General features: G+C 71.9%; 12 protein-coding genes. 5 read left to right on the top strand and 7 right to left on the bottom strand.

From position 1 onward, the window contains the following. Positions 1-273: 273 nt before the first annotated feature. The 3 genes from OG494_RS04390 to OG494_RS04380 are packed head-to-tail and all read left to right on the top strand — an operon-like array spanning position 274 to position 4,878. A complete protein-coding gene (locus OG494_RS04390; protein WP_328452179.1) occupies positions 274-3,135 on the top strand; it encodes an alpha/beta fold hydrolase in 2,862 nt (953 codons plus the stop codon). Next, a complete protein-coding gene (locus tag OG494_RS04385) occupies positions 3,132-4,064 on the top strand; it encodes an ABC transporter permease (protein WP_328452177.1) in 933 nt (310 codons plus the stop codon). Before OG494_RS04390 ends, OG494_RS04385 begins: the two co-directional genes overlap by 4 nt. A gap of 58 nt (positions 4,065-4,122) precedes the next feature. Further along, on the top strand, positions 4,123-4,878 hold the full coding sequence (locus tag OG494_RS04380) for an enoyl-CoA hydratase/isomerase family protein (RefSeq protein ID WP_328452175.1): 756 nt from the start codon (positions 4,123-4,125) through the stop codon (positions 4,876-4,878). On the opposite strand, the gene OG494_RS04375 is transcribed toward OG494_RS04380, so the two are convergent. Next, positions 4,875-5,378, bottom strand: coding sequence for an SRPBCC family protein (locus OG494_RS04375; RefSeq protein ID WP_328452173.1), 504 nt, complete (start codon positions 5,376-5,378; stop codon positions 4,875-4,877). The two genes, OG494_RS04380 and OG494_RS04375, sit on opposite strands and share 4 nt — an antisense overlap. Positions 5,379-5,614: 236 nt before the next feature. Between OG494_RS04375 and OG494_RS04370 the strand changes: the two genes are divergently transcribed. Further along, complete coding sequence (locus OG494_RS04370) at positions 5,615-7,021, top strand: S28 family serine protease (protein WP_328452172.1); 1,407 nt, start codon at positions 5,615-5,617, stop codon at positions 7,019-7,021. 66 nt (positions 7,022-7,087) lie between these two features. Further along, positions 7,088-7,477, top strand: coding sequence for a VOC family protein (locus OG494_RS04365; RefSeq protein ID WP_328452170.1), 390 nt, complete (start codon positions 7,088-7,090; stop codon positions 7,475-7,477). Between the two features lies 1 nt (position 7,478). Here OG494_RS04365 and OG494_RS04360 read toward each other — a convergent pair whose 3' ends face one another. From OG494_RS04360 to OG494_RS04335, 6 genes are all read right to left on the bottom strand, one after another. Continuing rightward, positions 7,479-7,826: an MmcQ/YjbR family DNA-binding protein gene (locus OG494_RS04360; RefSeq protein ID WP_328452168.1), complete on the bottom strand. Its 348-nt coding sequence runs from the start codon at positions 7,824-7,826 to the stop codon at positions 7,479-7,481. Beyond that, positions 7,823-8,221, bottom strand: coding sequence for a type II toxin-antitoxin system VapC family toxin (locus tag OG494_RS04355; RefSeq protein ID WP_328452166.1), 399 nt, complete (start codon positions 8,219-8,221; stop codon positions 7,823-7,825). The genes OG494_RS04360 and OG494_RS04355 overlap by 4 nt, the downstream gene beginning before the upstream one ends. Continuing rightward, a complete protein-coding gene (locus tag OG494_RS04350; RefSeq protein ID WP_328452165.1) occupies positions 8,218-8,490 on the bottom strand; it encodes a type II toxin-antitoxin system VapB family antitoxin in 273 nt (90 codons plus the stop codon). Before OG494_RS04350 ends, OG494_RS04355 begins: the two co-directional genes overlap by 4 nt. A 91-nt stretch (positions 8,491-8,581) precedes the next feature. Further along, on the bottom strand, positions 8,582-10,738 hold the full coding sequence (uvrB, locus tag OG494_RS04345) for an excinuclease ABC subunit UvrB (RefSeq protein ID WP_328452163.1): 2,157 nt from the start codon (positions 10,736-10,738) through the stop codon (positions 8,582-8,584). Positions 10,739-10,784: 46 nt separating this feature from the next. Continuing rightward, positions 10,785-11,396 (bottom strand): carboxymuconolactone decarboxylase family protein, encoded by a 612-nt coding sequence (locus OG494_RS04340; protein ID WP_328452161.1) that lies wholly within the window; start codon positions 11,394-11,396, stop codon positions 10,785-10,787. 10 nt (positions 11,397-11,406) lie between these two features. Then, entirely contained in the window at positions 11,407-12,894 is a 1,488-nt protein-coding gene (locus OG494_RS04335; RefSeq protein ID WP_328452159.1) for a DUF5685 family protein, read from the bottom strand. Positions 12,895-12,987 lie beyond the last annotated feature (93 nt).

Here is a 12,987-nt window from a genome sequence, read left to right as displayed (position 1 = left end):
GAGGTCTCTTCCGCCGGTGCGAACACCGGCCGACGGTGCCGGGGGCGCAGGCCACCGTGCTGACGACACCGCCGCGAAGGAATACTCCCCTCACAGCGCGTCCAGTTTGCCGGTTCTCCCCGCCCGAGCGCCAGCCGGAATCGCGCACGTCACCGGGTTGGTCCTGTAATTCCGGTCACTTCGGTCCACCAGGTGGTCCCGGGCGGGCGATCAGCGTGTGATCGACGTGAGCTGCGGAGGGCACTCTCAGGAAACTTCACATACGGTCACCTCGTGCCCCGACTCCCGCTCCCGCGCTCCCGCCGCGGCCGCCTCACCGCGCTCGGCGCCGTCGTGGTGGTCCTGGCCGCCGCGACCGTCCTCTGGGCGACGCGCGACACGGCCCCGCCCGCGGTGCCCACCCAGGACGCGCTGATCGACATGCCCGCCGCGCCGGGTTCGGCCGAGCAGGTCAAGATCGACACGACCACCTACCTGCCCGCCACCGTGCCCGCGCCCGCGGTGCTGCTCGCGCACGGCTTCGGCGGGGACAAGACCAGCGTCGCCGACGACGCCCGCGAGCTCGCCCGGAAGGGCTTCGTCGTGATGACGTGGTCCGCGCGTGGGTTCGGCAAGAGCACCGGCAAGATCGGCCTGAACGACCCGGACGGCGAAGTCGCCGACGCGTCCCGGCTGATCGACCGGCTGGTCGCGCAGCACCAGGTGACGACCGATCCGAACGGCGACCCGAAGATCGCCGTCACCGGCGCGTCCTACGGCGGCGCGCTGTCGCTGCTGCTGGCCGGCACGGACAAGCGCGTCGACGCGATCGCGCCGGTGATCACCTACAACGACCTCGGGCAGGCCCTGGTCCCGAACGCGGCCTCGCCGAAGGCGCCGGCGGCGGGCACCCCGGCCGCCGGGGCGTTCGCGACCGACGGCGTGTTCAAGAAGAGCTGGGCCGGCATCTTCTTCTCGGCCGGCTCCGGCCCCGCCTCGAGCGGCGCGCCGTCGGCCGACGCACCCGAAGCCGGGCAGGCGACCGACACCGGGGCGAGCGGCGCCGCCGGGGCCGCTGCCGCCGTCCCGGCCGCGCCTTCGGGCGGGGGCGGGCCGCGCGCCGGGTCGGCCGACCCGTGCGGCCGGTTCACCGCCGCCGTCTGCAAGGCCTACACCGAGCTGGGCACCACCGGCGCGTCGAGCCAGGCGAGCCTCGACCTGCTGCGCCGTGTCTCCCCGGTGTCCGTGACGAGCAAGATCACCGTGCCGACGATGCTGGTGCAGGGCGAGAGCGACACCCTGTTCGGCCTCGACCAGGCCGACGCGACCGCCCGGCAGATCACCGCGGCGGGCGGCAAGGTCAAGACCGTCTGGTACACCGGCGGCCACGACGGCGGCAAGCCCGGACCGCAGCTGCGCGGGAAGATCGGCGACTTCCTCTGGACCGCCGTCACCGGCGGCGACCCCGGCACCGGGTTCAGCTACGACGTCCAGGGCACGTTGCGCGCCAACGGAACGCCGTCGGTGCGCACGGTCAACGCGACCACCTACCCCGGCCTGACCGGCCCGGCCACCGAGCGGCGAATGCTGCCGATGACCGGCCCGGTCCAGCCGGTCGTCCGTCCCGCCGGCGCGAATCCCTCGGCGGTGAGCGGGATCCCCGGGCTCAACGGCCTCGCGAGCAGCACGTCGCGGCTCGGCGCGCTGTTCAGCAACGACCCGCCGGGCCAGGCCGCGCAGTTCACCACCGCGCCGGTCGACGGGCAGGTCGTCGTCAGCGGCTCGTCCACCGTGCGGCTGCAGATCGCCGCGGACCCGGCGCAACCGCAGCCGGAAGCCGTGCTGTTCGCGAAGCTCTACGACGTCGGCCAGGACGGCTCGCGGGTGCTGCCGGCCAACGCGATCGCCCCGTTCCGGGTGAGCGGGCTGCCGGCCAACGGCAACCCGGTCGAGGTCACCGTGACGCTGCCGGGCATCGTCCGGCCGATCGAGGGCGGGCACTCGCTACGGCTGGTCGTCGGCACCACCGACCAGGCGTTCGCCGCGCCGGCCGCGCCCGCGGTGTTCCGCATCGCGCTCGCCGGCGGCGGCGCCGCGCTGGCCCTGCCGGTCGTGCCCGGGACGTCGGTCGGCACGCCGGCCCCGGTCGGGCAGCTCGTCGGCATCGCCGTGACGCTCGCGATCGCCCTCGCCGCGGTGTTCTTCGCGGCGCTGCGGCGGCGCCGGGCGACCGACGTCGACCCGGAGCTGGCCACCACCCCGCTGGTCATCGAGGGGCTGCGCAAGAAGTACCCGGGCGGGTTCGTCGCCGTGAACGACCTGTCGTTCCGCGTCGAGCCGGGCCAGGTGCTGGGCCTGCTCGGCCCGAACGGCGCGGGCAAGACCACCACGCTGCGGATGCTGATGGGCCTGATCACGCCGACCGAAGGCAGCATCCGCGTGTTCGGGCACAAGATCACCGCCGGCGCGCCGGTGCTCTCGCGCATCGGCTCGTTCGTCGAAGGGTCCGGCTTCCTGCCGCACCTGTCCGGCCGCGAGAACCTCCGGCTGTACTGGGCGAGCACCGGACGGCCGGCGGAGAAGGCGCACTTCGGCGAGGCGCTGGAGATCGCCGGGCTCGGCACCGCGGTCGACCGCCGGGTGCGGACCTACAGCCAGGGCATGCGGCAGCGGCTGGCGATCGCCCAGGCGATGCTCGGCCTGCCGGAGCTCATGGTGCTCGACGAGCCGACCAACGGGCTCGACCCGCCCCAGATCCACCAGATGCGCGAGGTGCTGCAGCGCTACGCCGCGACCGGCCGCACCGTGGTGGTGTCCAGCCACCTGCTGGCCGAGGTCGAGCAGACCTGCACGCACGTCGTGGTCATGCACCGCGGCGCGCTGGTCGCCTCGGGCGAGGTCGGCGAGCTGGCCGCGGCCGGCGGCGAGGCGACGTTCCGGGTCGACGACCCGGCCGCGGCCGCCGCGGCGCTGAAGGCCATCGGCGGGGTCGGCACGGTCGACGTCGAAGGCGACCTGGTGCACGCCGACCTCGACGGGCTGCCGCGGGCCGAAGCCATTGCGGCGCTGGTCCGCGCCGGGGTCGCCGTGGAGCAGGCCGGGCCGCGGCGCCGGCTGGAAGACGCGTTCCTGCAACTGGTGGGAGACCAGTCGTGAACAGCTCGAATTCCGGGGTCCACACCGACCCGCACGCGCTGGACGAGCTGAGCAACCTCGCGTCGAGCGAACACGCCGGGGTCGGGCCGGACGGCGCCGTCGCGGGCTACTCCGCGCGGCGGACGCTCGGGCTCGGCGTCGAACTCCGGCGTCAGCTCAAGCGGCGGCGGACGCAATTGCTGCTCGGGTTCGTCGCGATCCTGCCGTTCATCCTGGTGATCGCGTTCGAGGCGGGGCAGTCGAACCCGAACCGGCGCAGCGGCGGGTTCGTCGACCTGGCCACGGCCAGTGCGCCGAACTTCGTGGTGCTGGCGCTGTTCGTGTCGGGCACGTTCCTGCTGCCGATGATCGTCGCGCTGTTCTTCGGCGACACCATCGCGAGCGAGGCGTCCTGGTCGAGCCTGAAGTACCTGCTGGCGATCCCGGTGCCGCGGCACCGGGTGCTGCGGCAGAAGGCGATCGTGTCGGGGATCCTGTCGGCGGCGGCGCTGATCCTGCTGCCGCTGGTCTCGCTCGGCGTCGGCGTGATCTGGTACGGCGCGGGCGACGCGATCAGCCCGACCGGCGACGCGGTGTCCTTCGGCGACAGCCTGCTCGCCATCGCACTGTCCACTGTGTACATCATCCTGCAGCTGGCCTGGGTGGCCGGGCTCGCGCTGGCGTTGAGCGTGACGACCGACGCCCCTCTCGGCGCGGTCGGCGGCGCGGTGCTGGTGGCGATCCTGTCGCAGATCCTCGACCAGATCACGGCGCTGGAAGGCCTGCGCAACTACCTGCCGACGCACTACGGGTTCTCCTGGATGGACCTGATCTCCACCGACGTCGACTGGACGAACCTGGCAAGCGGCCTGCTGTCGGCGACCCTCTACGGCACGGTGTTCTTCCTCTACGCGGGCCGCCGGTTCGCCAAGAAGGACATCACGAGCTGAGGCGCGCCCGGCCGGTTTCCGACCGGCCGGGCCCGCCCCGGCGCGGTACGGTCGGGCCGTGCCGATCACCCTGGAGAGCCAGTCCGACGTCGCCGTGCTCCGGATCGACCACGGCAAGGGCAACACCCTCGACTCCGACTCGTGCCGGGAGCTCGTGCTGCGGCTGGAGGAGGCCGGCGCGGCCCGCGCGGTCGTGCTTACCGGCACCGGCGGGATCTTCTCCGCCGGCGTCGACCTCAGGCGGATCGGCGAGGGTGGCGCCGCCTACGTGTCCGAGTTCCTGCCGCTGCTGTCGGACGCGCTGCTGGCGGTGTTCGGCTTCCCGCGTCCGGTGGTCGCGGCGCTCAACGGCCACGCGATCGCCGGCGGCGCGGTCCTCGCCGCGGCGTGCGACCACCGCGTGCTCAGCAGCGGGCCCGGCCGGATCGGCGTCACCGAACTGCTCGTCGGGCTGCCGTTCCCGCTCGCCGCGCTGGAGATCCTCCGCTGCGCGTACGGGACGACACCGCTGCCGTCGCTGACGTATTCGGGCGCGACCGTCGGCGGCGAGGACGCGCTCGCCCGCGGCCTCGCCGACGAGCTGGCCCCGCCGGAGGAGGTCCTCGAGCGGGCGCTCGCCATCGCGACCCGGCTCGGCGGGCTGCCCGCCGAGCCGTTCGCGCACACCAAGGCCCAGATCCACCAGCCCTACCACGAGCGGATCGCGGAGTACCGCCACGCCGACGACCCCGAGGTCGAGCGGATGTGGCGCGCGCCGGAGGCGCTCGACGCCGTCAAGTCCTACGTGGCCAAGGTGCTCGGCGGCCGCGGCTAGACCGCTCGGACACCGGTTTCGGCGAGGGACTTGATGCCGTCCACCGTCCGCTGCATGTTGTCGTGCAGCTCGCCCAGGCGCATCGCGACGATCTCTTCCTCGTGCTCGGGCATCGAGCCGATGATGGCCGTCAGGTTGGACGGGCCCGGGCCGATCTGGGCCCACTGGCGCAGGATCGTGCCTTCGCCGTCCGGGATCAGCTGGAACTTCCACGACGCCGCCGGGTTCGCGACGTCCATCACGGCCCACGCGAACAGCCGTCCGGGCTCGTAGCCGGTGATGGTCGAGACCGTCTCCCACTCCCCCGCGACCGGGTGGGAGTTGCGGCCGCGGAACTGCGCGCCGAGTCCGGGCGCGCTGCCTTCGACCCAGCCGCCGCCCTGGAACTCGGTGGAGAACCGGGAGGGCAGGTCGACGTCCAGCAACCAGTGCCAGACCTCGGCCGGCGACGCCTCGATGCGGACCTCGACCTGGGTGGTCGGGCAGTCGGAAACCTTCATGGCGGACCCCTCGCTCGATGCCGGTGCCTTCTCGTTCCGGACCGTAACGTGGCGCCGATCACCCGGACAACTTGCACAATGCGCGCGACCGCGCAAGGTTGAGGACGCCACCCCGCGGCCCCCGGACCCGCCGAAAGTCGGGTCCTGGCCGGTGGTGCGCCCAGTCAGCCGATTGCCCACCACGGCCGGTTCTGTGAGGGTCCCACGCAATGGCCCGAAGCCGGGGAGGGTGCTTCATGCGCAGACTGTTCACCGCTTGTTCGGCGGCGTTGCTGACGTTGGCCGCGCTGGCGGGCCTCGCGCCGTCGGCCGGCGCGGCGACCGACATCGAAGCGGCCCTGCGGCGGATCCCCGGCCTGACCATCGTCAAGGAGGACCCGGCACCCACGGGTTTCCGGTTCTTCGAGCTGACCTTCACCCAGCCCGCCGACCACCGCCACCCCGGCGCCGGCACGTTCCAGCAGCGGTTCACCCTGCTGCACCGCGACTTCGCCGCACCAACGGTCGCCTTCACCAGCGGCTACAACGTCAGCACCGCGCCGAACCGGTCCGAGCCGACGCAGCTCGTGAACGGCAACCAGCTTTCGATGGAGTACCGCTACTTCACGCCGTCGCGGCCGCAGCCGGAGAACTGGGCGCAGCAGCTGACCATCTGGCAGGCCGCCGCCGACGAGCACCGCGCCGTGCAGGCGTTCAAGGCGATCTACCCGGGCAAGTGGCTGGCCACCGGCGGCAGCAAGGGCGGCATGACCGCCACGTACTTCCGGCGTTTCTTCCCCGACGACGTCGACGGGACGGTCCCCTACGTCGCGCCCAACGACGTCATCGACCCGATCGACGTCTACAACAAGTTCCTGTCCAAGGTCGGCAACGATCCCGGCTGCCGCGACGCGTTGAAGGCCATCCAGCGCGACGCGCTGAAGCGGCGTGACGAACTCGGTGCGATCGCCGCGGTGGACGCGGCGAAACGAGGCCTCACGTTCTCGATCGTCGGCTCGGCCGACAAGTCCCTCGAGATCTCGGTGATCGACTCGTACTTCGCGTTCTGGCAGTACCAGACCCAGGCGGACTGCGCGACGGTGCCGAAGGCCGGCGCGCCCGCGGCCGACGTCTACGCCTGGTACGAGAAGGTGGAGAGCCTCAACACCTACTCCGACCAGGACCTCTCGCCCTACATCCCGTACTACTACCAGGCCGCGGTCCAGCTGGGCGCGCCCGAGGCGTACGACAGCTACCTCCGCGACCTGCTCCGCTACCCCGGCGCCGACCAGCCGAAGACGTTCGTGCCGAGCTCGGTGCGCCTGCCCCGGTTCGACTACCTGGCCATGCCGGACGTCGACTTCTGGGTGAAGTCCCGCGGCACACGGCTGCTGTTCGTCTACGGCTCGAACGACCCGTGGGGCGCGGAGCCGTTCGAGCTCGGCTTCGGCAGCCGGGACTCCTACCGGTACTACGTGCCGGGCGGCAACCACGGCTCGAGGATCGCCCAGCTGCCGGCGGCCGACGCCGCCGCGGCGACCGCGACGGTCCGCCGCTGGGCCGGGCTGCCCCCGGCCGCTTCCGCGCTGAGCGCCCGGAGCGCGCCGGCCGGGTTCCCGGACTTCGACGCGGACCTCACCCTGTCGGGGCACCCACGCCTCTGACCTCCCGAAACCGGGTCGGCAGGCGTAGTCTCGCGGCACCTGCCGGCCCGGCCTGAGGAGGCGAGCATGCCTCGTCCGATCCACTTCGAGATCCACGCGGGCGACCCCGAGCGCGCGGTGGCGTTCTACACCGCGGTGTTCGGCTGGAAGTTCGAACGCTGGGGCGACGTCCCGTACTGGATGATCACCACCGGCGACGGCGAGGGAATCGACGGCGGCCTGGTGCCGCGGCAGGGCCCGCCACCCTCGGAATCGGGGCCGGTACACGGTTTCGTCAACACGATCGACGTCGCCGACGTCGACCACACCCTCGGCGAAGTGGCGCGGGCGGGCGGGACCTTGGCGCTCCCGAAGCAGCCCGTCCCGGGCGTCGGGTGGCTGGCCTACTGCAAGGACACCGAGGGCAACATCTTCGGGATGCTGCAGGCGGACGACAACGCGCCGGTGCCGGACTGAGTCAGGGACGCTTGGCTCGGGGCAGCTTCTTCACGATGGCCTCGTAGGAGGCGTCGAGGAGTTCCTCCAGCTCGGCGTCGGGCACTCCGGCGTCGAGCCGGACACGGTTCCAGCCGTAGCGGCCGAGGTAGTCCATCACGGTCACGGCCTCGGGATGACGCTCGCGCAGTTCGGCCGCTTCTTCCCGGGTGGCCCCGCATTTCACGGCGACACTGCCGGGCTCCTCCTGGCCGATGAAGGCGAACCCCTTGCCACCGACCTTCGCCACGAGCACGTGGTCACCGAACGGGTAGGTCTCTTCGGCGCCCGGCAGCCCCAGGCAGTACGCGACCACGGCTTCGATGTTCACGACCCGAGCTTCACCACCTCGAGGTCGGTCTGCGGGAAGTCATCGCCGATGCAGAGCAACGGTTCCCGGGCGATCTTGGCGGTGGCATAGCTGTAGCAGTCGCCCATGTTCAGCTTGGCCGGGTGATGTCCCTTCCCGTACTGCTTGAACGCTTCGATCGCCACCTCCGCGTGTTCATCGGTGAAGGGTGCGGTCGCGATGTGGTTGTCCTGGAGGAACCTGGCGAGCACCAGCTGGCCCCGCGCGCCGAGCCTCGTGGTGAGCACGATGCCGACCTCGACGAGAGTCGGCGCGCCGATCCTGGCCGAGTCCGCCTCCGCGAGACGCTCCTCGAGTCGTTCGTGGTCCGGCTCCTGGCGCAGGATCGCCACAATGGCCGAGCTGTCGATGATCACACGCCACCCGGCCCGAACCCGAGAATCTCTTCCCACTCGTCCTTCGGGATCGGCTTCCCGAGCTCCTCAGGCGGGATCAACGGCCAGATCTCCTCTTCCAGTACTCGCCGCATCCGCTTCAGCCGCAGTTCGGCGTTGTCCTGCGCCACGAGCTGGTCGCGGCGCAGGCGCAGGGCTTCGCGGACGGCCCCGGTTTTGGTGTCACCCGTCAACGCGGCGACCTCGGCGGCCAAGCGCTCGGCCTCCGGGTCCTTGATGTTCATCGCCATGGTGGAAGCATACCAACCGGGGTGTAATACTCGATCGGGCGAACACTGTTCGCCCGACGCGACAACCGCCACCTGCTGGTGTCGTGTCCGGCTACTTGATGCCGGCCGCGTCCATTCCGCGCAGCTCCTTCTTCAGGTCCTGGACCTCGTCCCGCAGCCGCGCCGCCAGCTCGAACTGCAGGTCACGGGCCGCCTGCATCATCTGGTCGGTCATCTGCTGGATCAGGTCCGCGAGCTGGGCGCGCGGCATCGCCGAGACGTCCTTGTCGACCAGCATCCCGGAGCTGCGCACCCGGTCACCCTGCTCCGGCTTCTTGCCGCGCGAGGAGTTGCGGCCCGAACCGCCGACCGAGACGTGCTCGGTGTCCTCCGCCTCGCTGTAGACCCGGTCGAGGATGTCGGCGATCTTCTTCCGCAGCGGCTGCGGGTCGACCCCGCGCTCGACGTTGTAGGCGACCTGCTTCTCGCGGCGGCGGTCGGTCTCGTCGATCGCGTGCCGCATCGAGTCGGTGATCTTGTCGGCGTACATGTGCACTTCGCCCGACACGTTGCGCGCCGCGCGGCCGATCGTCTGGATCAGCGACGTCCCGCTGCGCAGGAAGCCTTCCTTGTCCGCGTCGAGGATCGCCACCAGCGACACCTCCGGCAGGTCGAGGCCCTCCCGCAGGAGGTTGATGCCGACCAGCACGTCGTAGTCGCCCGCCCGCAGCTGCCGCAGCAGCTCCACCCGGCGCAGCGTGTCCACCTCGGAGTGCAGGTACCGCACCCGGATGCCCAGCTCCAGCAGGTAGTCCGTGAGGTCCTCGGACATCTTCTTCGTCAGTGTGGTGACCAGGACGCGCTCGTCCTTCTCCGCGCGCTCCCGGATCTCGTGCACCAGGTCGTCGATCTGGCCCTCGGTGGGCTTCACGACCACCTTCGGGTCGACCAGGCCGGTCGGCCGGATCACCTGCTCGACGAACTCGCCGCCCGCCTGGCCCATCTCGAACGGCCCCGGTGTCGCCGACAGGTACACCGTCTGCCCGATCCGGTCGGAGAACTCCTCCCAGGTCAGCGGCCGGTTGTCGACGGCGCTCGGCAGCCGGAAGCCGTACTCGACCAGGTTGCGCTTGCGCGACATGTCACCTTCGTACATCCCGCCGATCTGCGGGACGGTCTGGTGCGACTCGTCGATGACCAGCAGGAAGTCGTCCGGGAAGTAGTCGATCAGCGTCGCCGGCGCCGTGCCCGCGCCGCGGCCGTCGATGTGCCGCGAGTAGTTCTCGATGCCGGAGCAGAACCCGACCTGCCGCATCATCTCGATGTCGTAGGCCGTGCGCATCCGCAGCCGCTGCGCCTCCAGCAGCTTGCCCTGCCTCTCCAGCTCCGCCAGGCGATCTTCGAGCTCCTGCTCGATGCTCTTGATCGCCTTCTCCATGCGCTCCGGGCCGGCGACGTAGTGCGTCGCCGGGAAGATCCGGACCTCGTCGACCTCCTTGACGATGTCGCCGGTCAGCGGGTGCAGGTAGTACAGCTTCTCGATCTCGTCACCGAAGAACTCGACGCGGATCGCGAGCTCCTCGTACGCCGGGATGATCTCGACCGTGTCGCCGCGCGCGCGGAACGTGCCGCGCGCGAACGCGATGTCGTTGCGGGTGTACTGCACGTCCACCAGCGCGCGCAGGAAGACGTCGCGGTCCAGCTGCTCGCCGACCTTCAGCTTCGAGGACCGGTCGAGGTAGGACTGCGGCGTGCCCAGGCCGTAGATGCAGGACACACTCGCGACCACGATGACGTCCCGCCGGGACAGCAGGTTCATCGTCGCCGAGTGCCGCAGCCGCTCGACGTCGTCGTTGATCGACGAGTCCTTCTCGATGTAGGTGTCCGTCTGCGCGATGTACGCCTCGGGCTGGTAGTAGTCGTAGTAGCTGACGAAGTACTCGACCGCGTTGTGCGGGAACAGCTCGCGCAGCTCGTTCGCCAGCTGTGCGGCGAGGGTCTTGTTCGGCGCCATCACCAGTGTCGGCCGCTGGACGCGCTCGATCAGCCACGCTGTCGTCGCCGACTTGCCGGTACCGGTGGCGCCCAGGAGCACGACGTCCTTCTCGCCGGCGTTGACGCGCCGTTCGAGCTCGTCGATGGCCGCCGGCTGGTCACCGGCGGGCTGGTAGTCGCTGACGACCTCGAACCGGCCGCCTTCCCGGGGGATCTCCGAGACGGGCCGGAAGTCGGACTGCGCCAGCACGGGGTGTTCGGTTGCGAAAGCCACGTCGACCAGAGTAGGCCTCGGCACCGACAATTTCCGTCGGCCCTGGTCAGCGGGGTCGGAACACCGTCGCGAAGGCCACTTCGCCGCCGGCCACCACGCAGTGCACGACGGCGCCCGGCGCGGGCCCGGTGCCGAAGCACGAGACCAGCACCCGGTCGGGTCCGGCCGCCTGGACCTCGGTGCGCGGGAACTCCGCGAGCACCTCGGCGACCTCGGCGCCCGGCGCTTCCAGGTACCCCAGGACGACCTCGCGGGCCGACGGCGGCGGCGGGATCGGCAGGCCGTGCCCTTCGAAGAGCCGGTTCAGCTGGTCGGCCGCGGAAACCGCGCGGGGGAAGCCGGCGAACGCCGCCGTCTGGACCACGACCTCGCCCACCTCGGCCGGCGAGAGCCCGGCGGCCAGGCCGGTCCGGAGGTGGACGCTCAGCGGCGGCCCGACCATCCCCGCCGCGATGATCGCGGCGAGGGTGGCGGCTTCCCGCGTGCGGGCGTCGAGGGCCGGGCGCTCGTGGAGGTGGCCGTAGACCGTGCCGACGGCCAGCTCACCGAGCGCCGGGACGGTGGCGAACAGGGCCTCGAGCCGGGCTTCGCCGCCGTCGACCAGCTCCGCGAAAGTGGCCCGGCCGCGGTCGTGCAGCTGGTCCATCGGCTCGGTCATCGTGTTCCCCTCAGTTGCAGTCACAACAGGAACAGCAGTCGCAGCAGTCACAATCGCAGTCACAGCCACCGCAGTCGCCGGTCGCCTCCGGTTTGCCGCTCCACGGGCCGGGATAGGGATCGCGACAGCAGAACTGGCAGGTACAGCACATGTAGGAGGCTACGGCGCAGCCGAAGAAGAAGTTGCGCTTCTTCGGGGGCACGACGAACTTCGGGACCCAGCAGCCGCCGCCCTTGCCGTCGAGCGGCTCGGGTTCCGGGCCGTCGGGGCCATCCGGACCGTCGGGACCGCCCGGGCCGCCAGGACCACCGGGTCCGCCCGGGCCGTTCGGTCCGCCTGGGCCTCCCGGACCGCCTGGGCCACCAGGCCCCTGGGGACCGCCGGGTCCGGCGGGACCACCTGGGCCGCCGGGGGTTCCCGACCAACCCGGACCACCGGGGTTTCCCGGCCACCCGGGACCGCCGGGGCCACCGCCGGGCCCACCCCACTGCGGACCTCCGGGCCCCGGCGGCTGGTGCGGATGCTGCGGCGGCCGCGGCCCCGGGCCGATCCACCCCGGCGGCGGCTGCTGCCCGAGGACACCGCCTACGCCGTCCGCGGGCAGCCGGAGTCCACTGTCGTGGTCGTGGTCGTGGTCGTGCGCCGAGCCGTGGCCGAAGGCGCGGCGCACCGCCTGCCGCAGCTCGTGCACCAGCAGCGCGTGCACCAGCGCCGGTTCCGCGAACTCCGCTTCCCGCAACGCCAGCTCGACACCCAGCACGGCGTCGTCGCACAGCCGGCGGGCTTCCGCGAGGCCCGTTCCGGTGGCCAGCAACGGGTTCCACGCTCCCGCCGCCGCGTCCGCCGCGTGGTCCTCGACCGCGTCCAGCAGGTGTGCGGCCCGGCCGAACAGGCGGCCCGCCTCGGCCAGGGGCGCCACGTTGCCCGGCCGCCCGGCCAGCTCCGCCGTGCGGGCGAACGCCGCCGAGGTGGCCAGTTCCGCGGGCTCGGTCGCCAGCAGCGCCGAGTCGCCCAGGCGCATCGCCCGTTCCAGCTCGCCCTGGCGGTCGACGGCTTCGGTGAGCACCGCCGTGTCGAACCCGACCCGGCCGCCCGTGCGGCTGCCCTGCTTCGCCCAGCGGGCCGCGACCCGGCGGGCGGCCGCCGCCACCGGACGCCGGCCGAACGCGCCGTCGCGGTCCTCGACGTGGTCGCCGACCTTCGCCGCGGCCAGCACCAGCGAGACCGCGGCGGCCAGCTGGGCGCCTTCGCCCCGGGCCACCGACGTCGAGCGCATGCCGCGCAGCGGGCACGGGCCCGCGTCCCGCCGGCCGTCCGCGCGCGGGGTCTGGGCCTCGACCAGGGCCGAGATGATCAGCCCGTCGTAGTTGGTGACGACGCGCGCGAGCTGACCGTGCTCGTCGCGCAGCGTGAGACAGAGCCCGCACAGGTGCGCGACCCAGTCGGCGTGCAGGCGATCGGACAGCCGGTGCCGGCACGGCCTGATGATCCCGAACATCCCCAGTCCCCTCGGTTCCCCCGGTCGTCGGCGCACTTTAGCCCGAACGTGTGGCTCGCACCGCCGCCGTTCGCGATTCGTGACCGGGTTCCG

Origin of the sequence: Amycolatopsis sp. NBC_00438, from assembly GCF_036026695.1 — a bacterium.
Classification (GTDB): Bacteria; Actinomycetota; Actinomycetes; order Mycobacteriales; family Pseudonocardiaceae; genus Amycolatopsis.
This window is presented reverse-complemented; position numbering and strand designations above follow the sequence as displayed.

Excerpts from the sequence above, each read along its gene's own strand:
- OG494_RS04335 (WP_328452159.1), bottom strand. The coding sequence starts at position 12,894 with ATGTTCGGGATCATCAGGCCGTGCCGGCACCGGCTGTCCGATCGCCTG.
- OG494_RS04350 (WP_328452165.1), bottom strand. The coding sequence starts at position 8,490 with ATGGCGATGAACATCAAGGACCCGGAGGCCGAGCGCTTGGCCGCCGAG.
- OG494_RS04365 (WP_328452170.1), top strand. The coding sequence starts at position 7,088 with ATGCCTCGTCCGATCCACTTCGAGATCCACGCGGGCGACCCCGAGCGC.
- OG494_RS04370 (WP_328452172.1), top strand. The coding sequence starts at position 5,615 with ATGCGCAGACTGTTCACCGCTTGTTCGGCGGCGTTGCTGACGTTGGCC.
- OG494_RS04375 (WP_328452173.1), bottom strand. The coding sequence starts at position 5,378 with ATGAAGGTTTCCGACTGCCCGACCACCCAGGTCGAGGTCCGCATCGAG.
- OG494_RS04340 (WP_328452161.1), bottom strand. The coding sequence starts at position 11,396 with ATGACCGAGCCGATGGACCAGCTGCACGACCGCGGCCGGGCCACTTTC.